This is a genomic window from Xenorhabdus entomophaga, assembly GCF_037996725.1.
Classification (GTDB): domain Bacteria; phylum Pseudomonadota; class Gammaproteobacteria; order Enterobacterales; family Enterobacteriaceae; genus Xenorhabdus; species Xenorhabdus khoisanae.
On sequence record NZ_JBBMXH010000281.1, the window covers coordinates 1 to 808 of the forward strand.

General features: G+C 47.2%; 1 protein-coding gene. It reads left to right on the forward strand.

The features are described from left to right. Positions 1–16 precede the first annotated feature (16 nt). A partial coding sequence (locus AAC854_RS22770; RefSeq protein WP_340619080.1) for an IS30 family transposase occupies positions 17–808 on the forward strand: 792 nt, incomplete at its 3' end.

Sequence of the window (808 nt, forward strand, 5' to 3'; positions counted from 1 at the left end):
GAAATAGTAGCCTGATATGCATAAACAAATCAGACAGTATCGACAGTTGACTCCAGGACAAAGATATCAGCTTCAAGCCCTACATAACAAGGGATTTCCACAATATCAGATAGCTGAAGCCATTGGCGTTCACCCCAGTACCGTTTCACGTGAACTGAAACGCAATACCCCCGGTGAACAATATTGTGCTGAGTCCGCAGAGACAGTGAAAGATAAACGAAAAAAGACCGCTTTTAAGTTTAGAAAACACCATGCCCGACACGAGCACATTCTGTCTGAGGGCTTATTAATGGGCTGGTCACCGGAGAATATTGGCTACAGAATGCAGCTGGAATGTCCGGAGATAGCACTCAGCCATACCACAATTTATCGGCGTATTCGTGAAAATCGTGAGGCAGGCGGCCGCTTTTATCAGCGTTTACCTCGCTTTGGTAAGACACGTTGGAAAGGCGGGAAACGGAAAGCGGGCCGGTGTCTAATCCCGAACCGGGTGGATATCAGCCAACGCCCCGTTATCGTTGAGAAACGTACCCGTATTGGGGATTTTGAAGGCGATACCATCTCTGGTCAGGGGGCTTATCTGGTGACATTGGTTGATCGCAAAAGCCGTTTATTACTCATGGCAAAAACGCAGGATAAAACGGCAGAAGTAGTTTGCAACACAATGAATACCTTACTGAATCGTATTTCACGTGTTCACACGATCACACTGGATAATGGCGGCGAGTTCGCTCAGCATGAAAAAGTCAGTCAATCGACGAAAGCCCAAATTTATTTTGCCCGGCCTTATGCCAGTTATCAGCGGGGA